This is a genomic window from Streptomyces olindensis (assembly GCF_040645895.1).
In the GTDB taxonomy this organism is placed as follows: Bacteria; Actinomycetota; Actinomycetes; order Streptomycetales; family Streptomycetaceae; genus Streptomyces; species Streptomyces olindensis.
In genome coordinates this window covers 66,598-84,047 of record NZ_JBEYZD010000009.1, presented here as the reverse complement: position 1 = coordinate 84,047, position 17,450 = coordinate 66,598, and the positions used below count along the sequence as shown (strand labels likewise).

23 protein-coding genes, 1 tRNA gene, 1 pseudogene and 1 riboswitch are annotated in these 17,450 nt (G+C 69.7%); of the genes and pseudogenes, 9 read left to right on the top strand and 16 right to left on the bottom strand.

Annotated elements, in window-relative coordinates:
• Positions 1 to 3: 3 nt before the first annotated feature.
• The 3 genes from ABZ948_RS07755 to ABZ948_RS07745 form a co-directional block, all read right to left on the bottom strand.
• Entirely contained in the window at positions 4 to 324 is a 321-nt protein-coding gene (locus tag ABZ948_RS07755; RefSeq protein WP_175432805.1) for a DMT family transporter, read from the bottom strand.
• Positions 325 to 360: 36 nt separating this feature from the next.
• Positions 361 to 426: riboswitch (guanidine-III (ykkC-III) riboswitch) on the bottom strand.
• 55 nt (positions 427 to 481) lie between these two features.
• The gene (locus tag ABZ948_RS07750; protein WP_010040015.1) at positions 482 to 838 is read right to left on the bottom strand and encodes a GroES family chaperonin; all 357 of its coding nucleotides are present in this window, start codon (positions 836 to 838) and stop codon (positions 482 to 484) included.
• Between the two features lie 44 nt (positions 839 to 882).
• Entirely contained in the window at positions 883 to 1,212 is a 330-nt protein-coding gene (locus ABZ948_RS07745; protein WP_359758038.1) for a DUF3618 domain-containing protein, read from the bottom strand.
• A 95-nt stretch (positions 1,213 to 1,307) separates the two neighbouring features.
• On the opposite strand from ABZ948_RS07745, the gene bcp reads away from it, so the two are divergent.
• The 4 genes and pseudogenes from bcp to ABZ948_RS07725 all read left to right on the top strand — a co-directional run bounded on the left by bcp (position 1,308) and on the right by ABZ948_RS07725 (position 3,159).
• Positions 1,308 to 1,775: a thioredoxin-dependent thiol peroxidase gene (gene bcp / locus ABZ948_RS07740; protein ID WP_359758037.1), complete on the top strand. Its 468-nt coding sequence runs from the start codon at positions 1,308 to 1,310 to the stop codon at positions 1,773 to 1,775.
• Between the two features lie 145 nt (positions 1,776 to 1,920).
• A pseudogene (locus ABZ948_RS07735) lies at positions 1,921 to 2,578 on the top strand (HNH endonuclease).
• Complete coding sequence (locus tag ABZ948_RS07730; RefSeq protein ID WP_435857469.1) at positions 2,539 to 3,069, top strand: HNH endonuclease; 531 nt, start codon at positions 2,539 to 2,541, stop codon at positions 3,067 to 3,069. The pseudogene ABZ948_RS07735 and the gene ABZ948_RS07730 overlap by 40 nt, the downstream one beginning before the upstream one ends.
• Before the next feature lie 15 nt (positions 3,070 to 3,084).
• Positions 3,085 to 3,159, top strand: a tRNA-Leu gene (locus tag ABZ948_RS07725).
• A 43-nt stretch (positions 3,160 to 3,202) separates the two neighbouring features.
• Here ABZ948_RS07725 and rdgB read toward each other — a convergent pair.
• The 4 genes from rdgB to ABZ948_RS07705 all read right to left on the bottom strand — a co-directional run bounded on the left by rdgB (position 3,203) and on the right by ABZ948_RS07705 (position 5,555).
• Complete coding sequence (gene rdgB / locus ABZ948_RS07720; protein WP_359758035.1) at positions 3,203 to 3,805, bottom strand: RdgB/HAM1 family non-canonical purine NTP pyrophosphatase; 603 nt, start codon at positions 3,803 to 3,805, stop codon at positions 3,203 to 3,205.
• A 122-nt stretch (positions 3,806 to 3,927) separates the two neighbouring features.
• Entirely contained in the window at positions 3,928 to 4,326 is a 399-nt protein-coding gene (locus ABZ948_RS07715) for a hypothetical protein (protein WP_114253067.1), read from the bottom strand.
• 145 nt (positions 4,327 to 4,471) lie between these two features.
• On the bottom strand, positions 4,472 to 5,209 hold the full coding sequence (rph, locus tag ABZ948_RS07710; protein WP_359758034.1) for a ribonuclease PH: 738 nt from the start codon (positions 5,207 to 5,209) through the stop codon (positions 4,472 to 4,474).
• Between the two features lie 112 nt (positions 5,210 to 5,321).
• Positions 5,322 to 5,555, bottom strand: coding sequence for a PTS sugar transporter subunit IIB (locus ABZ948_RS07705; RefSeq protein WP_086602225.1), 234 nt, complete (start codon positions 5,553 to 5,555; stop codon positions 5,322 to 5,324).
• A gap of 161 nt (positions 5,556 to 5,716) precedes the next feature.
• Between ABZ948_RS07705 and ABZ948_RS07700 the strand changes: the two genes are divergently transcribed.
• Complete coding sequence (locus ABZ948_RS07700; RefSeq protein ID WP_359758033.1) at positions 5,717 to 7,030, top strand: PTS transporter subunit EIIC; 1,314 nt, start codon at positions 5,717 to 5,719, stop codon at positions 7,028 to 7,030.
• A gap of 176 nt (positions 7,031 to 7,206) precedes the next feature.
• A complete protein-coding gene (locus tag ABZ948_RS07695) occupies positions 7,207 to 8,469 on the top strand; it encodes a PTS transporter subunit EIIC (protein ID WP_359758032.1) in 1,263 nt (420 codons plus the stop codon).
• Positions 8,470 to 8,531: 62 nt separating this feature from the next.
• Here the strand turns inward: ABZ948_RS07695 and ABZ948_RS07690 are convergent, their stop codons facing one another.
• Entirely contained in the window at positions 8,532 to 9,284 is a 753-nt protein-coding gene (locus ABZ948_RS07690) for an MBL fold metallo-hydrolase (RefSeq protein ID WP_359758031.1), read from the bottom strand.
• 212 nt (positions 9,285 to 9,496) lie between these two features.
• Between ABZ948_RS07690 and ABZ948_RS07685 the strand changes: the two genes are divergently transcribed.
• The gene (locus ABZ948_RS07685; RefSeq protein WP_359758030.1) at positions 9,497 to 9,946 is read left to right on the top strand and encodes a type II toxin-antitoxin system PemK/MazF family toxin; all 450 of its coding nucleotides are present in this window, start codon (positions 9,497 to 9,499) and stop codon (positions 9,944 to 9,946) included.
• 70 nt (positions 9,947 to 10,016) lie between these two features.
• Here ABZ948_RS07685 and ABZ948_RS07680 read toward each other — a convergent pair whose 3' ends face one another.
• From ABZ948_RS07680 to clpS, 7 genes are all read right to left on the bottom strand, one after another.
• Entirely contained in the window at positions 10,017 to 10,967 is a 951-nt protein-coding gene (locus ABZ948_RS07680) for a PLP-dependent cysteine synthase family protein (protein ID WP_359758029.1), read from the bottom strand.
• A 6-nt stretch (positions 10,968 to 10,973) separates the two neighbouring features.
• Positions 10,974 to 11,252 carry a MoaD/ThiS family protein gene (locus ABZ948_RS07675; RefSeq protein ID WP_359758028.1) on the bottom strand — a complete coding sequence of 93 codons (279 nt, stop codon included), beginning with the start codon at positions 11,250 to 11,252 and terminating at the stop codon, positions 10,974 to 10,976.
• Between the two features lie 123 nt (positions 11,253 to 11,375).
• Entirely contained in the window at positions 11,376 to 11,471 is a 96-nt protein-coding gene (locus ABZ948_RS07670; protein WP_311688247.1) for a putative leader peptide, read from the bottom strand.
• Between the two features lie 99 nt (positions 11,472 to 11,570).
• The gene (locus ABZ948_RS07665) at positions 11,571 to 11,993 is read right to left on the bottom strand and encodes a M67 family metallopeptidase (RefSeq protein ID WP_359758027.1); all 423 of its coding nucleotides are present in this window, start codon (positions 11,991 to 11,993) and stop codon (positions 11,571 to 11,573) included.
• A 132-nt stretch (positions 11,994 to 12,125) separates the two neighbouring features.
• The gene (locus ABZ948_RS07660; RefSeq protein WP_359758026.1) at positions 12,126 to 13,553 is read right to left on the bottom strand and encodes an amino acid permease; all 1,428 of its coding nucleotides are present in this window, start codon (positions 13,551 to 13,553) and stop codon (positions 12,126 to 12,128) included.
• A 365-nt stretch (positions 13,554 to 13,918) separates the two neighbouring features.
• Positions 13,919 to 14,527 carry a DUF2017 domain-containing protein gene (locus tag ABZ948_RS07655; RefSeq protein WP_359758025.1) on the bottom strand — a complete coding sequence of 203 codons (609 nt, stop codon included), beginning with the start codon at positions 14,525 to 14,527 and terminating at the stop codon, positions 13,919 to 13,921.
• A 32-nt stretch (positions 14,528 to 14,559) separates the two neighbouring features.
• The gene (gene clpS / locus ABZ948_RS07650; RefSeq protein WP_003990557.1) at positions 14,560 to 14,877 is read right to left on the bottom strand and encodes an ATP-dependent Clp protease adapter ClpS; all 318 of its coding nucleotides are present in this window, start codon (positions 14,875 to 14,877) and stop codon (positions 14,560 to 14,562) included.
• A gap of 107 nt (positions 14,878 to 14,984) precedes the next feature.
• On the opposite strand from clpS, the gene ABZ948_RS07645 reads away from it, so the two are divergent.
• Both ABZ948_RS07645 and ABZ948_RS07640 read left to right on the top strand, forming a co-directional pair.
• Complete coding sequence (locus ABZ948_RS07645; protein WP_359758024.1) at positions 14,985 to 16,331, top strand: nicotinate phosphoribosyltransferase; 1,347 nt, start codon at positions 14,985 to 14,987, stop codon at positions 16,329 to 16,331.
• Between the two features lie 137 nt (positions 16,332 to 16,468).
• On the top strand, positions 16,469 to 17,059 hold the full coding sequence (locus tag ABZ948_RS07640) for an isochorismatase family protein (protein ID WP_359758023.1): 591 nt from the start codon (positions 16,469 to 16,471) through the stop codon (positions 17,057 to 17,059).
• 16 nt (positions 17,060 to 17,075) lie between these two features.
• On the opposite strand, the gene ABZ948_RS07635 is transcribed toward ABZ948_RS07640, so the two are convergent.
• Positions 17,076 to 17,420, bottom strand: coding sequence for a hypothetical protein (locus tag ABZ948_RS07635; protein WP_359758022.1), 345 nt, complete (start codon positions 17,418 to 17,420; stop codon positions 17,076 to 17,078).
• Positions 17,421 to 17,450 lie beyond the last annotated feature (30 nt).

Here is a 17,450-nt window from a genome sequence, read left to right as displayed (position 1 = left end):
AGATCAGTGCCCCGAGGTCGCCTTCAGCCCCACCACGGCGACCAGCAGCAGGCACACGAAGAAGATCCGGGCGGCGGTGGCCGGCTCCCCCAGCACCACCATGCCGAACACCGCCGCCCCGGCCGCCCCGATCCCCACCCACACGCCGTAGGCGGTACCGATGGGCAGGGTCTTGGCGGCCTGCGACAGCAGCAGCATGCTGGCGACGATCCCGGCGCCGGTGAGCACGCTGGGCAGCGGGCGCGTGAAGCCGTCGGTGTACTTCATGCCGACGGACCACCCCACTTCGAGCAGACCGGCGACGACGAGCAGAACCCAGGCCATGACGGGCACACCTCCGGGAAACGGGCTGACGGTGTCGGTGCGTCGTCTTTGCCTTCGTCCCGGTACGGCGCGTCTCGTCGGGTCGTTCCACCGTAGCAAAATCACACGAAGGGGCCGGTGACCCAGGTCACCGGCCCCTTCACACGCGCAGCCCGTCCTACAGGTACAGGCCCGTCGAGTCCTCCGACCCCTCGAACCGGTCCGCGGCCACGGCGTGCAGGTCGCGCTCGCGCATGAGCACGTACGCGATGCCGCGCACCTCGACCTCGGCACGGTCCTCCGGGTCGAACAGGACCCGGTCGCCCGGCTCCACGGTCCGCACGTTCTGCCCCACCGCGACGACCTCGGCCCAGGCCAGGCGCCGGCCGACCGCCGCCGTGGCGGGGATCAGGATGCCGCCACCGGAACGCCGCTCGCCCTCGCTGGTGTCCTGCCGCACGAGTACGCGGTCGTGCAGCATCCGGATGGGCAGCTTGTCGGGATGGGTGCTGTGCTCGTTTCTCTTGGCGCTCACGCCCTGAAACCTACCTGTCTTCCCGGCGAACGTACGCAGTCGGGTCAGCCCTTGCGCCGCCGCGTGCCGACCGCGAGCAGGCCCACCACCGCGACGGCCACGAGCGCGACGGGCACGACCCGCTCCAGCCGCGGCGCCCCGTCCTCGTCCACGAACCGGGCCCGCACATCGGTGACGGCCCTGTTGATCTCCACGTAGGCCCGCCCGAGGGTGTGATCGATGTTGGACGCGACCCTGGCCTTGGCGTCCCCGACGATCGTCTTCGGGTGCACCCGCACCCCGATCTCGTCGAGCGTCTCGGCCAGGGTCTCGCGGCGGCGCCTGATGTCCGCCTCGATCTGCGCCGGGGTCCTGGTGTCCGCCGTGTCCGCCACCGTGTCGCCTCCGAAGTCGGTATGAAGCCTGTGCCGGACAGTCTGTCAGCTCCACGGCTCATCGCACTGTCCCGACCCCCGGTTACCCTGGCCTGATGAGCGAGCGACTCCAGCCGGGGGACGTGGCCCCCGCCTTCACCCTGACCGACGCCGACGGGAACGAGGTGTCCCTGTCGGACCACAAGGGCCGCAAGGTCATCGTCTACTTCTACCCGGCCGCCCTGACGCCCGGCTGCACGAAGCAGGCCTGTGACTTCACGGACAACCTGGAGCTGCTGGCCGGTGCGGGCTACGAGGTCATCGGCATCTCCCCCGACAAGCCGGAGAAGCTGGCCAAGTTCCGGGACAAGGAATCCCTGAAGGTCACGCTGCTGGCCGACCCGGACAAGCAGGTCCTGGAGTCCTACGGCGCCTTCGGCGAGAAGAAGCTGTACGGCAAGACGGTCGTCGGCGTCATCCGCTCCACGGTGATCGTGGACGAGGACGGCAAGGTCGAACGCGCCCTGTACAACGTCAAGGCGACGGGCCACGTGGCCAAGATCATCAAGGATCTGGGGATCTGACTCCCCGCGCCACTTCCTGACACGGCCCGCACCGGAAACGTCCGGTACGGGCCGTTCCGCATTCCGTGCGTGACCGTCGGACTACCGGTTCGTTATTCCGTGCGGATCACGAATAGGTGATCGAGGACGGAGTGACGGAGGCTCGATGGGGGCGAGTGCGTACACCAGGGAGCGGCTGGAGGAGGCTGCCCGGGGGGGCTCGGACGTTGTCGGAGGCGTTGGGGAGGCTGGGGGTGGATCCGCGGAGTTCTACGCGGGACTACATCAGTCGGCGGATGAAGAAGCTGGGCGTGGACACTTCCCACTTCACACGGGAGGGCCACAAGTGGACGAAAGAGGCCCTGCAAGCAGTCGTAGCGGCCTCGACCAGCACGAACGACGTGCTGCGTCAACTCGGACTCGATCTGGTCGGGGGACATCACACGCACATCAGCCGCAGGATCAAGGCCTACGGAATCGACACCTCGCACTTCGTGCCCGTGGTCCGCACGGAGAGGACGAGACACAACCAGCGCCGCCGAACCGCTGCGGAGATCCTCATCGAGGACACCTCCTCGCACGCCCGGCGGGTTCCGAGTGCCCGCCTCAAGAGGGCCATGCAGGAGCTGGGTATCGAGGAGCGCTGTGCCCTGTGCGGCATCGAAGCGCTGTGGCTGGGGGAACCACTGCCCTTGGAGGTCGACCACATCGACGGTGACTGGCGGAACAACAGAATCGAGAATCTTCGGGTGCTGTGCCCCAACTGCCATGCGACGACGGACAGATACCGCGGACGCGGCGCTCGGCGCGGGCGGCCCTCGTGAGCACACGACGGGCCCAGCCCACCCCTGGACAACTGCGGGCTGCGGTCGCCGCGTCCACCTCCCTGGCGGAGGTGCTGCGCCGCGTGGGCCGGCCGGACAACGGTGGTCAGCGGGCGATGCTGCGCCGCTGGATCGCCCAAGAGCGCCTCGACACGGCGCATTTTCTGGGACAGGCACACAATCGCGGCAAGCCGGGAACGGTCCCGGTCAAGCAGCCCGAGGAGATCCTGATCCGGCACGGCGGCCGGCACCGGACCCGCACCTCGCTGTTGCGCCGCGCGCTCAGCGCTGTCGGCGTACCGGAAGAGTGCGCGCGGTGCGGCACCGGTCCCGAGTGGCTCGGCAAGCCAATGACGCTGGAGGTGGATCACATCAACGGAGACTGGAGCGACGACCGGCGCGAGAACCTGCGGTTGCTGTGCCCGAATTGCCACGCGATCACCAGGACGTGGTGTCGAGGAGGCCGCCGGGCGATCCACGCGGCCCAGTAGAGTAGGCACCGCTGTGGGCCCGTACCCCAGCTGGCAAGAGGGCGCCGGTTTAGGTCCGGTGTGTCGTGGGTTCGAGTCCCACCGGGCTCATTGGAGAAGGGCGCACACATCAGTGGGCGCCCTTCGGCGCACCTCAGCCCAGCAGCTCCCGGACCACCGGCACCAACGCCCGGAACGCCTTGCCCCGGTGGCTGATCGCGTTCTTCTCCTGGGGGGTCAGTTCCGCGCAGGTGCGGCTGTCGCCCTCCGGCTGGAGGATCGGGTCGTAGCCGAAGCCGTTCGTGCCGGTCGGCTCGTGGCGCAGGAGGCCCTGGAGCCGGCCCTCCACCACCCGTTCCGTGCCGTCCGGCAGGGCCAGGGCGGCCGCGCAGGCGAAGTGGGCGCCGCGGTGCTCGTCGGCGATGTCCGAGAGCTGGGCGAGGAGCAGGTCCAGGTTGGCCTTGTCGTCGCCGTGGCGGCCGGACCAGCGCGCGGAGAAGATGCCGGGCGCGCCGTTCAGGACGTCGACGCAGAGGCCGGAGTCGTCGGCGACGGCCGGGAGCCCCGTCGCCCGGGCCAGGGCGTGGGCCTTCAGCAGCGCGTTCTCCGCGAAGGTGACGCCGGTTTCCTTGACGTCGGGGATGTCCGGGTAGGCGTCGGCCCCGACGAGTTCGTGCGGCAGCCCGGCTTCGGCGAGGATCGCGCGAAGCTCGGTGATCTTTCCGGCGTTACGGGTGGCGAGGATCAGGCGACTCATGGCCCCAAGGGTATGGGGCCCCGTCAGGGGCGCGGGGAACTGCGCGACCAGCCCCCCGCACCGGCACGCGCCCACCGGCGGAAACCCGGCAGACGAGAAAGCCCGGCCGAGCTAGCGCAGCGCTACGGCGTGCAGACCTTCGTCAGTTCGCCCGCCGCGTCCGTGACCGGGCTGATGTCCGGCGTCTCGTCGCCGTTCTTGATGGCCGTACGGACGTTGTCCACCGCCGCGTTGAGGTCGTCGACGGCCTTGTTGACGTCCGCGTTGTCCGTCTTGTCGCCGATCTCGCCGAGGTTCTTGTCGATGGAGTCGAGGGACTCGTCGAGCTGCGTCGGGTCGTTCGCGGCGTTGTCCACGGCCTGCTGGAGTTCCGTGACGCTGTCGGCGATGGCGTCGGCGGTCTGGACGCAGTCCAGCGCCTTGTCGACGGCGGCGCAGCCGGTCGTGAGTCCGGCGGTCAGCGCGACGGCCGCCAGGGTGGCGGCGACGGCTGCGGTGCGGCGTCGGCGGCTCGCGGCCATGGAACGGTCCCTCTCGTTCGGTCGGGCCGGTCCGGGCCCGTGTGGCTGGCCGGACGCACAGGGATGAGCCGTGCGCCCGTACTCCTTCAGACGCGAGTGTGCTCGGCGTGGTTGCCCGCGCCGAGCACCCGTCTTGGTGTGCCCTTTACTTTTCGAGGACGGTATCAAGCGCGGTGCGCTGGTGGGCGGTGAGTTCGGCGCAGCCGGCGACGGCGAGGTCGAGGAGGGCGTTGAGCTCCTCACGGGCGAAGGGCTCGGCCTCGGCGGTGCCCTGGACTTCGACGAAGCGGCCGTCGCCGGTGCAGACGACGTTCATGTCGGTGTCGGCCTTGACGTCTTCCTCGTAGCAGAGGTCGAGGAGGGGGACGCCGCCGACGATGCCGACGGAGACGGCGGAGACGGTGCCGGTGAGGGGCTGGCGGCCGGCCTTGATGAGCTTCTTGCGCTGGGCCCAGGCGACGGCGTCCGCCAGCGCCACGTAGGCGCCCGTGATGGCCGCCGTGCGCGTGCCGCCGTCGGCCTGGAGGACGTCGCAGTCGAGGACGATGGTGTTCTCGCCGAGGGCCTTGTAGTCGATGACGGCGCGCAGCGAGCGGCCGATGAGGCGGCTGATCTCGTGGGTGCGGCCGCCGATGCGGCCCCTGACGGACTCGCGGTCGCCGCGGGTGTTGGTGGAGCGGGGCAGCATGGAGTACTCGGCGGTGACCCAGCCTTCGCCGCTGCCCTTGCGCCAGCGCGGGACGCCTTCGGTGACGGAGGCGGTGCAGAAGACCTTGGTGTCGCCGAAGGAGACGAGGACGGAGCCTTCGGCGTGCTTGCTCCAGCCGCGCTCGATGGTGATGGGGCGGAGCTGCTGGGGGGTGCGGCCGTCGATTCGAGACATGCCGCTGAGCCTATCCGTCCTTGCGGAACGGGCCCCTCCCGCGGTGCGGAGGGGCCCGTTCAGGTGGTGTCAGGGTCCGTCAGGGGGTGAAGCCCGGGACGATCCCCGCGCTTCACATCATGTCTTCGATCTCCGCCGCGATGGGGTCGGCGTCGGTTCCGATGACGACCTGGATGGCGGTGCCCATCTTGACGACGCCGTGGGCGCCGGCGGCCTTCAGGGCGGTCTCGTCGACCTTGGCGGGGTCCACGACCTCGGTGCGGAGGCGGGTGATGCAGCCTTCGACCTCTTCGATGTTGTCGATGCCGCCGAGCCCGGCAACGATCTTCTCAGCCTTGGTGGCCATGTTCGTTCTCCCTGATCCGAACCGCTTTGTCGCAGTAACCCACAGTTGGCCCATCTTCGCGAGCGGTCTCGTCGTGTGTGCCGAAGGATGGCGTCACGTTCACGCGACCGTCGAACGACTGGTCTACACCACGAGCCCGTCTCTCGACAAAGGGGACCGGAATGAGTGCCGACAGCCCCGCCGGCGCCGAGGCCGCGGCCGGCCCCGCCCGCGCTCGCTGGAACCGGCTGTTCCAAGGGTTGCAGAAGATGGGCCGCAGTTTGCAGTTGCCGATCGCGGTGCTGCCGGCGGCGGGGATCCTGAACCGGCTGGGGCAGCCGGATGTGTTCGGGGACGACGGTCTGGGCTGGACGAACGTCTCGAAGGTGATGGTGGGGGCGGGCGGGGCGCTGCTGGACAGTTCGCTGGGGCTGCCGCTGCTGTTCTGTGTGGGCGTTGCGATCGGGATGGCGAGGAAGGCGGACGGGTCGACGGCACTGGCGGCGGTGGCCGGGTTCCTCGTCTATTTCACGGTGCTACGGCAATTTCCGGAGGACTGTCCCGAGGGGTCGGTGGCGGTGCCGAACGTCGGGTGCCAGTTGACGGACGGGGACCGGACGGTGACGGCGTTCACGTTCCAGAACCCGGGGGTGTTCGGCGGGATCGTGATGGGGCTGCTGGCGGCGTTCTTCTGGGTGCGGTTCCACCGGACGCGGCTGGTGGACTGGCTGGGGTTCTTCAACGGGCGGCGGCTGGTGCCGATCATCATGGCGTTCGTGGCGATCGTGTTCGCGGCGCTGTGTCTGTGGGTGTGGCCGCCGGTCGGTGACGCGCTGGAGAGTTTCAGCGACTGGATGGACGGGCTGGACTCGTGGGGCGCGGGTGTGTTCGGGGTGGCGAACCGGGCGCTGCTGGTGGTGGGGCTGCACCAGTTCCTGAACGTGCCCATCTGGTTCCAGTTCGGCTCGTTCACGAAGCCGGACGGGACGGTGGTGCACGGTGACATCAACATGTTCCTGGCGGGTGACCCGGACGCGGGCCAGTTCCTCTCGGGCTTCTTCCCGATCATGATGTTCGCGCTGCCGGCGGCGGCCCTGGCGATCACGCACTGCGCGCGGCCGGAGCGCCGCAAGGAGGTCGGGGGCCTGATGCTGTCGGTGGCGCTGACGTCGTTCGTCACGGGCATCACGGAGCCGATCGAGTACTCGTTCCTGTTCATCGCGCCGGCGCTGTACGCGGTGCACGCGCTGCTGACGGGGGTGTCGATGGCGGTGACGTGGGGGCTGGGGGTGCACGACGGGTTCAGCTTCTCGGCGGGGCTGATCGACTACGTCATCAACTGGAATCTGGCGACGCGGCCGTGGCTGATCGTCCCGATCGGGCTGTGCTTCGCGCTCGTCTACTACGTGATCTTCCGGTTCGCGATCACGCGGTTCGACCTGAAGACTCCGGGGCGGGAGCCCGCGGAGGACGTCGAGGACAGCGCCAAGGCGTGATCGTCGCGGTGGGCGGAATTGGCGGGTTCCACTCGTTCGGCCTACCGTGCTACAACTGGTCTACACCACTCCCTGGTGGAGGCCGCGCGGTGGAGACCGCGTTCCCCTTTCTTTGAGACGCCGCCGTCCCCCGTCGCATTCTTCCTGGGCGGCGCCGTGCCCCCTGGAGGAAGTACATGTCCACTGATACAGCCGCGCCCGCGAGCCCGAAGAAGGGGACGGCCGTGATGGCCGTCCTGCAGCGGATCGGCCGCAGCCTCATGCTGCCCGTCGCCGTGCTGCCCGCCGCCGCCCTGCTGGTCCGGCTCGGCAACACCGACATGCTCGGGCGCGAGTCGTTCCCCGCGTTCATCACCAAGATCGCCGGCTTCATGGCGGCCGGCGGCAACGCGATCCTCGACAACATGGCGCTGCTGTTCGCCGTGGGCATCGCGATCGGCTTCGCCAAGAAGTCGGACGGCTCCACCGCCCTCGCGGCCGTGGTCGGCTACCTCGTCTTCAAGAACGTGCTGGCCACCTTCACCGACAAGAACCTGCCGCAGGTGGCGAAGGTCGTCGACGGCAAGATCGTGATGACGGACGCGCCGGTGGACGCCAAGGTGCTCGGCGGTGTGGTGATGGGCCTCGTCGTCGCCCTGCTCTACCAGCGGTTCTACCGCACGAAGCTGCCCGACTGGGCGGGCTTCTTCGGCGGCCGCCGCCTGGTGCCGATCCTGTCCGCCTTCGCGGGCCTGGTCATCGGCATCGTCTTCGGTTACATATGGCCGGTCCTCGGCACGGCCCTGCACAACTTCGGTGAGTGGCTGGTCGGCTCCGGCGCGGTCGGCGCGGGCATCTTCGGTGTGGCCAACCGTGCGCTGATCCCGATCGGCATGCACCATCTGCTGAACTCCTTCCCCTGGTTCCAGGCCGGCACCTACGAGGGCAAGAGCGGCGACATCGCCCGCTTCCTGGCCGGTGACCCGAGCGCCGGACAGTTCATGACCGGCTTCTTCCCGATCATGATGTTCGCCCTGCCGGCCGCGTGCCTGGCGATCGTGCACTGCGCCCGCCCCGAGCGCCGCAAGGTCGTCGGCGGCATGATGTTCTCCCTCGCGCTGACCTCGTTCGTCACGGGCGTCACCGAGCCGATCGAGTTCACCTTCATGTTCATCGCCCCGGTGCTGTACGCGATCCACGCGGTGCTCACCGGTGTCTCGATGGCGCTGACCTGGGCCCTGGGGATGAAGGACGGCTTCGGCTTCTCGGCCGGCGCGGTGGACTTCTTCCTGAACCTGGGCATCGCGACCAACCCGTGGGGCCTGGCCCTGGTCGGCCTGTGCTTCGCGGCGGTCTACTACGCGGTCTTCCGCTTCGCGATCACCAAGTTCAACCTGCCGACGCCCGGCCGCGAGTCCGACGAGGAACTCGCCGAGCTGCAGAAGGCGGAGGCCAAGTAGGCCGCGTCACGGCGAAGGCCCCCGGAACCCGCTCGGGTTCCGGGGGCCTTCCACGTCTGCTGCTACACCTCGTACGTCTGGCGCGGTGCCGCGAGGTCCACCGGACCGTCGTACACCTCGCGGGCGTCGTCCAGGTTGACCCGGGGGTCCGTCCACGGCGGGATGTGGGTGAGGACCAGGCGGCGGGCGCCGGCCCGGGCCGCCGTCTCCCCGGCCTCGCGGCCGTTGAGGTGCAGGTCGGGGATGTTCTCCTTGCCGTGCGTGAACGCCGCCTCGCACAGGAACAGGTCGGCGTCCCGGGCGAGTTCGTCCAGGGCCGGGGTCACACCGGTGTCGCCGGAGTACGTGAGGACCTTGCCGTCGTGTTCGACGCGGATGCCGTACGCCTCCACGGGGTGGGCCACCCGCTCGGTGTGCACCGTGAAGGGGCCGATCTCGAAGGTGGACGGCTTGACCGTGTGGAAGTCGAAGACCTCGCTCATGGACGAGGCGGAGGGGGTGTCCGCGTAGGCGGTGGTCAGCCGGTGTTCCGTGCCCTCGGGTCCGTAGACGGGGAGCGGGTCGCAGCGGCCGCCGTCGTGGCGGTAGTAGCGCGCGACGAAGTACGCGCACATGTCGATGCAGTGGTCGGCGTGCAGGTGGCTGAGGAAGATCGCGTCGAGGTCGTAGAGACCGCAGTGGCGCTGCAGCTCGCCCAGGGCACCGTTGCCCATGTCGAGAAGCAGCCGGAAGCCGTCGGCCTCGACGAGGTAGCTCGAGCAGGCCGATTCCGCGGACGGGAACGACCCCGAGCAGCCGACGACGGTGAGCTTCATGAAGCAGAAACCTCCGCTGGCGGGATAAGTCTGTTAGGGGCGTCGGGGGTCGTGCGGTTCGTCGAGCGTAAGGCGCAAAACCTCCGGTAGCTCCTCCGCCAGGGGCTGTTGTGGGCGAACTCACCTGTGCTGTCACCGGTTCGGCTGGCAGGGCCGGGGGTGATCCTCGCGAGGGGGGCGCGCCGGAGGGATGGCGCCGGTAACGTCTCAGTATGGACACGTCCTGGTGGCTGGCGCTCGCCGCGGTGGTGCTGCTCGCGCTCGTCGCCACGCTCGTCGACGGCTGGGGGCGCGGGCGGCGGTGGCGGGAGCGGCGGGCCGGGGTGACGGCACCGGCCGGCACGGCGGCGGGGCGGCCGCAGCCGGCGGAGATCTGGTGGGCGGACGTCCCCTACGAGGACGAGGCCCGCACCAAGGACCGGCCCTGCCTGGTCCTGGCGGTGCGCGGGGAGCGGGCCACCGTCGCGAAGATCACCACCCGCTTCCGCGACGCGCGCACCGGCGTCATCCCGCTCCCCCCGGGCTCGGTCGGCGACACGCAGGGCCGCGCGAGCTTCCTGGAGACGGACGAGCTGCGCGAGGTGCCGGTGTGGGGCTTCCGGCGGCGGGTCGGGGTGGTCGATCCGGCGCTGTGGGACCAGGTGCGCTACCTGGCGGGGTGAGCACCAAAAAAGGCCGGGGTCGCGGCCCCAGCCCTTCTTGTCTGTTCTGTTCGTCCCATCCCGCCGCCGGCTACGCCCAGAGCTGGCCCTGGAGCGTCTCGATGGCCTCCTCGGTCGTGGCCGCCGTGTAGACGCCCGTCGACAGGTACTTCCAGCCGCCGTCGGCGACGACGAACACGATGTCGGCGCTCTCCCCGGCCTTCACGGCCTTCCTTCCGACGCCGATCGCGGCGTGCAGCGCGGCGCCCGTCGAGACGCCGGCGAAGATGCCCTCCTGCTGGAGCAGCTCGCGGGTACGGGTGACCGCGTCGGCCGAGCCGACCGAGAAACGGCTGGTGAGGACTGACGCGTCGTACAGCTCGGGCACGAAGCCCTCGTCCAGGTTGCGCAGGCCGTAGACGAGGTCGTCGTAGCGCGGTTCGGCCGCGACGATCTGGATGTCCGGCTTGTGCTCGCGCAGGAAGCGGCCCACGCCCATGAGCGTGCCGGTGGTGCCGAGGCCCGCCACGAAGTGCGTGACGGAGGGCAGGTCCGCGAGAATCTCGGGGCCCGTGGTCGCGTAGTGGGCGCCCGCGTTGTCCGGGTTGCCGTACTGGTACAGCATCACCCAGTCCGGGTGCTCCGCCGAGAGCTCCTTGGCGACGCGCACGGCGGTGTTGGAGCCGCCCGCGGCCGGGGAGGAGATGATCTCGGCGCCCCACATGGCGAGCAGGTCACGGCGTTCCTGCGAGGTGTTCTCGGGCATCACGCACACGATGCGGTAGCCCTTGAGCTTCGCCGCCATGGCCAGGGAGATGCCGGTGTTGCCCGAGGTGGGCTCCAGGATCGTGCAGCCCGGGGTGAGGCGGCCGTCCTTCTCCGCCTGCTCGATCATGTGCAGGGCCGGGCGGTCCTTGACCGAGCCGGTCGGGTTGCGGTCCTCCAGCTTCGCCCAGATGCGGACGTCGGGGGACGGCGACAGCCGCGGCAGGCGCACCAGAGGGGTGTTGCCGACCGCGGCCAGGGGTGAGTCGTAGCGCATCTCTGATCAGACCATGCCGCCGGCCACGGCCGGCAGGATCGTGACGTTGTCGCCGTCCGACAGCTTGGTGTTGATGCCGTCGAGGAAGCGGACGTCCTCGTCGTTCAGGTACACGTTGACGAAGCGGCGCAGCTGGCCGCCGTCCACGATGCGGGCCTGGATGCCCGCATGCCGGGTCTCGAGGTCGGTGAACAGCTCGGAGAGGGTGTCCCCGGTGCCCTCCACCGCCTTCTGGCCGTCGGTGTACTGGCGGAGGATGGTCGGGATGCGGACCTCGATGGCCATGGCTCAGGGCTCCTGTCGGAAGGTGTCGTCGGTTGGTGGCGCGCGGCGGCGCGGGCTTGCGTGGTCGTACGCAGAGGGAGCGTTTCGCCGCGGCTCACGGCCGTACGGCGGCAGGGTGCTGCGTCAACAGATGGCGCTGGCGAGCCTGCACAGGTCGACGTGCAGCCGCGCCACGAGCAGATCGCCCGGCGTCTTTTCGCTCACGTCGTGGAAAACCATGGGCTCATCGTATCGATTCCCGGCCGGGCCTCCGGAGTGTGATCCCACACTTCGGACGATATTCATCCGCATGTCGAGATTCCGGGGTTCAGGCCCTGCTCAGTACGTCCCGACGATCGTGACCTCCTCCTCCGTGACCTCGCCCTCGACGATCCGGAAGGAGCGGAACTGGAACTCGCCGGCGCCGTCGGTGTCGGCGGTGGAGACCAGGACGTAGTGCGCGCCGGGCTCGTTGGCGTAGGAGATGTCGGTGCGCGAGGGGTAGGCCTCGGTGGCCGTGTGGGAGTGGTAGATCACCACCGGCTCCTCGTCGCGGTCGTCCATCTCGCGGTAGAGCTTGAGCAGGTCGCCGGAGTCGAACTCGTAGAACGTGGGCGACATGGCCGCGTTCAGCATGGGGATGAAGCGCTCGGGGCGGTCCGAGCCCGCCGGGCCGGCGACGACGCCGCACGCCTCGTCGGGATGGTCCTTGCGCGCGTGGGCGACGATCTGGTCGACGAGGGCCTGGGTGATGGTCAGCATGTTCGCCAGGATAAGCAGAAGGGCCGTTCCGTACCGAGGGTTGGTACGGAACGGCCCACATGCCGGACGCCCTGAGCGGCAGCCGCAGGGAGTGCCACGAGAACTCCCTGCGGCGGGCGTCCCGCGGGGTGGTCAGCCGACCTTCTCGAACTCCGCGTCGCCGCGGCGCTCGGTGACCTGCGGGTTGCGGCTCTTGAGGACCCTCCAGCCGATGCCGAGGGCGACGGCCCAGCCGGCCGCGACGTACAGGCAGATCCGCGCGTCCTTGTCGTACGCGATCATGCAGGTCACGCCGACGAGGAAGAGGAGCGCGACCCAGCTGAACAGCGCTCCGCCGGGGGCGGGGAAGGACGAGGCGCGCAGCCGGCCCGCGTCGACCGCGGCGCGGTAGCGGATGTGGCTGACCAGGATCATCATCCAGGTCCAGATGCCGGCCGCGGTGGCGACGGAGGTGACGTAGAGAAACGCCTTCTCCGGGACGACGTAGTTCAGCACGACGCCGATGCCCATGAGGGCCACGGAGACCGTGATGCCGACGGCGGGCGTCTTGCGGGCGTTGAGCTTGCCGAACGCCTGCGGCGCCTCGCTGTTGGCGGCCAGGTCGCGCAGCATCCGGCCGGTCGAGTACATGCCGGAGTTGCAGGACGACAGGGCCGCGGTGAGCACCACGAAGTTGACGATGCCCGCGGCGAGCGGGATGCCGATCTTGCCGAAGGCGTGGACGAAGGGGCTCTCGCCGGCGGAGAACTCGGTCCACTTCACGACGGAGAGGATCACCAGCAGCGCGCCGACGTAGAAGACGATGATCCGCCAGGGCAGGGTGTTGATGGCCTTGGGCAGGGTCTTCTCGGGGTTCTCGGACTCGCCCGCGGTGACGCCGACGAGCTCGACGGCGAGGTAGGCGAACATGACGCCCTGGAGCGTCATCAGGCTGGAGCCGATGCCGTTCGGGAAGAAGCCGTCGTGCGACCAGAGGTTGGAGACGGTGGCGGTGTCACCGGCGTCGGAGAAGCCGAGGGTGAGCACGCCCAGACCGATGACGATCATGCCGATGATGGCCGTGACCTTGATCATCGAGAACCAGAACTCGACCTCGCCGAAGATCTTGACCGAGATCAGGTTGACGCCGAAGAGCACCACCAGGAACACCAGGGCGCTGACCCATTGCGGGATCTCCGGGAACCAGAAGTGGATGTAGATCGCGGCGGCCGTGAGTTCGGCCATGCCGGTGACCACCCACATGAGCCAGTACGTCCAGCCCGTGACGAACCCGAAGAACGGGCCGAGGAACTCGCGGGCGTACTCGGCGAAGGAGCCGGAGACGGGCCGGTAGAGGAGCAGTTCGCCCAGCGCCCGCATGATGAAGAAGATGACGACGCCCGCGAGGGCGTACATGAGGATGATGCTGGGGCCTGCCTTGGCGATGTTCGCTCCGGCACCCATGAACAGGCCGACGCCGATGGCGCCGCCGATCGCGATCATCTGGACTTGGCGGCTGCCGAGTCCGCGCTCGTACCCCTCTTCGGGCACATTGTCCGTGCCGACCTGCGCAGAGGTCATGTGTGGTGCGCCTTTCTCCATGCCGACCCGGGCCTCTCGTCGGCCTCGGATCGGGTCTCGATCCCCCCGGAATGATGGAGCTGAGCGGATCTCGGGAGCCCGCTCGTGCCTGGCCGGCGGTTGCCGGCTCGGTGGCGCACCCGGCCGAACATTCGGGTGGTGCTCGCCGGGCGGTCGTGAAGATTTATCACGGCCGCAATACTGATCACAGAGGCGCGATGTGGCGCACCGCACAGGGAAATTTGGACAAAGCGCACCCGAAGAGGCCATAGAAGGCGGGTGCGGTGACGCGATCGTTATCCGGATTTGAGTGTCCTCTGAGCGAACACCGAAGGGTCACCCGTCGGTCACAACATCCACACGGATCAGGGCATAAGCGTTCCGACCAGCGTCTCCTGGAGTCCACCCAGCCACAGGTAGGCCATCACCATCGGCTTGCGCGGGTCCTCGTCCGGGAGCCGGTACAGGAGGTCGGTGTCCTCCTCGTCGGTGATCTCCAGGCGGGAGCCGATCGCGAGGCGCAGGTCGTTCAGCGCGCCGAGCCACTGCTGGGACTCCGCCGGCGACAGCTTCAGCACCGCTCCGCCCTCGCCGGCCGCGGCCGAGGCGAGCGCGTCCAGGGAGCGGATCACCGCGAGGGCGTTGTCCCGCTTGCCGGCCCGCAGGTCGTTCTCGGTGTAGCGGCGGAACTCGGCGGAGTAGGCCCGCTGCTCCTCGGCGTCCCGGGGCGAGGCGGGCTGCTCGGGGTCGCTGTAGGCGTCCGGGAAGAGCCGCTTGAGCACCGGGTCGGTGGGCGGCTCGCTCGGGCCCTGCGCGAACAGCTCGGCGAGCGGGTCGTCGGGGGCGTCCGCGGCGGGGCCGGGGCCGATCAGCTCCAGGAGCTGGACGGCCAGCGACCGGATGATGGAGATCTCGACGTCGTCGAGGGCGACGGCCGCGCCGCCGCCGGGAAGCGGTTCGAAGGTTCCGGGCATGAACGCCTTTTCACTGCTGGGCGGGCTGCTGGCTACTTGCGGTCCTGCTGGAGGGTGGCCCACAGGCCGTAGCCGTGCATGGCCTGCACATCGCGTTCCATCTCCTCGCGGCTGCCGCTGGAGACGACCGCCCGGCCCTTGTGGTGGACGTCGAGCATGAGCTTGGTGGCCTTGTCCTTGGAGTAGCCGAAGTACGTCTGGAAGACGTACGTCACATAGCTCATGAGGTTGACCGGGTCGTTGTGGACGATGGTGACCCAGGGGACGTCCGGCTCGGGTACGGCGAAGACCTCCTCCGCCGACTCGGTGCGTTCGATCTCCAGGGGCGCGGGTGACGTCACACAGCCCATGCTGCCACCCGAGGGGGGTAGTCGCACAAACGGGCCTGGCAGTAAGGCGATCGCGTCTCCCGGAGCCGCAATCGTCAGATTGACGAAATGGGGGTACGCTCCTCACCATGAACACAGCGGACCTTGGGCTGCCGGTGGATGTTCCCTCGACGGCGCTCTTCACGGACCAGTACGAGCTGACCATGCTGCAAGGCGCCCTGAAGGCGGGCACGGCCGAGCGGCGCAGCGTGTTCGAGGTCTTCACCCGGCGGCTGCCGAACGGGCGCCGCTACGGCGTCGTGGCGGGCACCGGGCGCGTGCTCGACGCGGTGGAGAACTTCCGCTTCGACGCGGGCGTCCTCGGCTTCCTGCGCGAGCGGGAGATCGTCGACGAGCAGACCCTGGACTGGCTCGCCGGCTACCGCTTCAGCGGGGACGTCTGGGGCTATCCCGAGGGCGAGGTGTACTTCCCGGGCTCCCCGATCATGCGCGTGGAGGGCACCTTCGCCGAGTGCGTGCTGCTGGAGACGGTGATCCTGTCGATCCTCAACCACGACTCGGCGATCGCCGCGGCCGCCTCGCGCATGTCGGCGGCGGCGGGCGAGCGGCCGCTGATCGAGATGGGCGCCCGGCGCACGCACGAGCTGGCGGCGGTGGCGGCCTCCCGGGCCGCGTACGTCGGCGGCTTCTCCACCACCTCCGACCTGGCCGCCGGGTTCCGGTACGGCATCCCGACCGTCGGCACCTCCGCGCACGCCTTCACCCTGCTGCACGACAGCGAGCGGGACGCCTTCCAGGCCCAGGTGAACACGCTGGGCCGGGGCACCACGCTGCTGGTGGACACCTACGACGTCGCCGAGGCGGTCCGGACGGCCGTCGAGGTCGCCGGGACCGAGCTGGGCGCGGTGCGGATCGACTCCGGCGACCTGCTGCTGGTGGCGCACCGGGTGCGGCAGCAGCTGGACGAGCTGGGCGCGACGGACACGAAGATCATCGTGACCTCGGACCTGGACGAGTACGCGATCGCCTCGCTGGCGGCGGCGCCCGTGGACGCCTACGGCGTCGGCACGCAGCTGGTGACCGGCTCCGGCCACCCGACCTCCTCCATGGTCTACAAGCTGGTGGCCCGGGCCGAGTCCGCCGACCCGAAGGCGCCGCTGGTGCCAGTGGCGAAGAAGTCCAGCGGCGGCAAGACGTCGCTGGGCGGACGCAAGTGGGCGGCGCGGCGGCTGGACGCGTACGGGGTCGCCGAGGCCGAGGTGATCGGCACCGGACCGGTGCCCGCGCGGCTCGCTGACCGGCAGCTGCTGGTGGAGCTGGTCAAGGGCGGCGAGGTGGTGGCCCGCGAACCGCTGGACGCGGCGCGTGACCGGCACGCGGCGGCGCGCGCGGGTCTGCCGATGTCGGCGACGCAGCTCTCGCGCGGGGAGCCGGTCATTCCGACGGAGTATGTCCAGGGGCCTTCGGGTAGTTAGAGCCTGCCGGACAGCCCCTCACGAACGGGTGTGCAGCGATGCGCCGACCCGTGCCCCTCCCCTCTCCTCCCCCAAGTCAATAGGCTCGGAAGTTCACCGGCCGGGCTTGCCGACCTCATAGCCGAAGGACACCGACCATGCGCCGCGCCTTGATCGTCGTAGACGTGCAGAACGACTTCTGCGAGGGGGGCAGCCTCGCGGTGGCCGGCGGTGCCGATGTGGCTGCCGCCGTCACCGAGCTGATCGGACAGGCCGGCGGGTCCGGCTACCAGCACGTGGTGGCCACCCGCGACCACCACATCGCGCCCGGCGGGCACTTCTCCACCAACCCCGACTACGTCCGCTCCTGGCCCGCGCACTGCGTCGCCGGTACGGAGGGCGTCGGTTTCCACCCCAACTTCGCCCCCGCGGTCGCCTCCGGGTCGATCGACGCGGTGTTCGACAAGGGGGCGTACGCGGCGGCGTACAGCGGTTTCGAGGGCACGGACGAGAACGGCACGAAGCTGGCGGACTGGCTCCGCTCGCGCGAGGTCACCGAGGTCGACGTCGTCGGCATCGCCACGGACCACTGCGTACGCGCCACGGCCCTGGACGCCGCGCAGGAGGGCTTCCGCACCCACGTCCTGCTGGACCTCACGGCCGGGGTGGCCCAGGAGACCACCGAGCGGGCCCTGGAGGAGCTGCGGGAAGCGGGCGTGGAGCTCTCGGGGAAGCCGGTCGTGCAGTAGGTGTCCGGCGAGCGCTCTACGCGGGAGTCGCCGGGCGGCGCAGCAGTGACCTGATCGGGCGCCACAGCTCCTGGACCAGGTCCGGGCCGGCGAGGACACCGTTGTCGGGGGCCGTGCGCCATATGAGGCCGTCGGGGTGGTGGAGGACCGCGGTGATCTCGTCGGGGGTCGGCGGGGCGGCGTTGCCGCGCAGGTAGACCGAGCGCAGGCCGAGGTTGCGGAGCCTGGTCAGGGCTCGGGCGCGGTTCGCGGAGTGGACGAGGACGCGGACGGCGCCGGGGCCGTCGGCGGCGGGGCTGGGCAGGTTCAGTGCCACCACCACCGTGCCGTTCGGCAGCTTGCAGAAACCTCCTGCGGCCATGTGGTCATACCCCCGTGTCGGTCGGTGTCA

What these genes read in the sequence shown, in the direction of transcription:
- ABZ948_RS07755 (WP_175432805.1), bottom strand. Translation starts at nt 324, where the DNA reads ATGGCCTGGGTTCTGCTCGTCGTCGCCGGTCTGCTCGAAGTGGGGTGG.
- bcp (WP_359758037.1), top strand. Translation starts at nt 1,308, where the DNA reads ATGAGCGAGCGACTCCAGCCGGGGGACGTGGCCCCCGCCTTCACCCTG.
- rdgB (WP_359758035.1), bottom strand. Translation starts at nt 3,805, where the DNA reads ATGAGTCGCCTGATCCTCGCCACCCGTAACGCCGGAAAGATCACCGAG.
- ABZ948_RS07715 (WP_114253067.1), bottom strand. Translation starts at nt 4,326, where the DNA reads ATGGCCGCGAGCCGCCGACGCCGCACCGCAGCCGTCGCCGCCACCCTG.
- rph (WP_359758034.1), bottom strand. Translation starts at nt 5,209, where the DNA reads ATGTCTCGAATCGACGGCCGCACCCCCCAGCAGCTCCGCCCCATCACC.
- ABZ948_RS07705 (WP_086602225.1), bottom strand. Translation starts at nt 5,555, where the DNA reads ATGGCCACCAAGGCTGAGAAGATCGTTGCCGGGCTCGGCGGCATCGAC.
- ABZ948_RS07700 (WP_359758033.1), top strand. Translation starts at nt 5,717, where the DNA reads ATGAGTGCCGACAGCCCCGCCGGCGCCGAGGCCGCGGCCGGCCCCGCC.
- ABZ948_RS07695 (WP_359758032.1), top strand. Translation starts at nt 7,207, where the DNA reads ATGTCCACTGATACAGCCGCGCCCGCGAGCCCGAAGAAGGGGACGGCC.
- ABZ948_RS07690 (WP_359758031.1), bottom strand. Translation starts at nt 9,284, where the DNA reads ATGAAGCTCACCGTCGTCGGCTGCTCGGGGTCGTTCCCGTCCGCGGAA.
- ABZ948_RS07685 (WP_359758030.1), top strand. Translation starts at nt 9,497, where the DNA reads ATGGACACGTCCTGGTGGCTGGCGCTCGCCGCGGTGGTGCTGCTCGCG.
- ABZ948_RS07680 (WP_359758029.1), bottom strand. Translation starts at nt 10,967, where the DNA reads ATGCGCTACGACTCACCCCTGGCCGCGGTCGGCAACACCCCTCTGGTG.
- ABZ948_RS07675 (WP_359758028.1), bottom strand. Translation starts at nt 11,252, where the DNA reads ATGGCCATCGAGGTCCGCATCCCGACCATCCTCCGCCAGTACACCGAC.
- ABZ948_RS07670 (WP_311688247.1), bottom strand. Translation starts at nt 11,471, where the DNA reads ATGGTTTTCCACGACGTGAGCGAAAAGACGCCGGGCGATCTGCTCGTG.
- ABZ948_RS07665 (WP_359758027.1), bottom strand. Translation starts at nt 11,993, where the DNA reads ATGCTGACCATCACCCAGGCCCTCGTCGACCAGATCGTCGCCCACGCG.
- ABZ948_RS07660 (WP_359758026.1), bottom strand. Translation starts at nt 13,553, where the DNA reads ATGACCTCTGCGCAGGTCGGCACGGACAATGTGCCCGAAGAGGGGTAC.
- ABZ948_RS07655 (WP_359758025.1), bottom strand. Translation starts at nt 14,527, where the DNA reads ATGCCCGGAACCTTCGAACCGCTTCCCGGCGGCGGCGCGGCCGTCGCC.
- clpS (WP_003990557.1), bottom strand. Translation starts at nt 14,877, where the DNA reads ATGGGCTGTGTGACGTCACCCGCGCCCCTGGAGATCGAACGCACCGAG.
- ABZ948_RS07645 (WP_359758024.1), top strand. Translation starts at nt 14,985, where the DNA reads ATGAACACAGCGGACCTTGGGCTGCCGGTGGATGTTCCCTCGACGGCG.
- ABZ948_RS07640 (WP_359758023.1), top strand. Translation starts at nt 16,469, where the DNA reads ATGCGCCGCGCCTTGATCGTCGTAGACGTGCAGAACGACTTCTGCGAG.
- ABZ948_RS07635 (WP_359758022.1), bottom strand. Translation starts at nt 17,420, where the DNA reads ATGGCCGCAGGAGGTTTCTGCAAGCTGCCGAACGGCACGGTGGTGGTG.